The 213-nt window shown below is 32.9% G+C and carries 1 protein-coding gene; it reads left to right on the forward strand.

The annotated features are described in order from the left end of the window. Positions 1 to 111: 111 nt before the first annotated feature. Positions 112 to 213: cytidylyltransferase domain-containing protein (locus ACRHOC_RS15835; RefSeq protein ID WP_431159519.1), on the forward strand; the 102-nt coding region annotated here is incomplete at its 3' end.

Below are 213 nucleotides of genomic sequence, written 5' to 3' on the forward strand. Positions count from 1 at the left end.
TGATTCAAGTATTGATAGTGATTCAATTTACGGTATAGGAGACTCGGGAAAAAAGATAGCAGAAATATTAGCAGAGGTTGAACTGCGATTTCATAAAACCATTACCTACTAATGAGAGTTTTAGGATTAATACCAGCTAGAGGAGGAAGTAAAGGAATCCCTAATAAGAATAGTAAAAAATTATTGGGTAAACCTTTAATGCAGTATACCATA

The organism is Winogradskyella poriferorum (genome assembly GCF_050618035.1).
GTDB lineage: Bacteria > Bacteroidota > Bacteroidia > Flavobacteriales > Flavobacteriaceae > Winogradskyella > Winogradskyella poriferorum_A.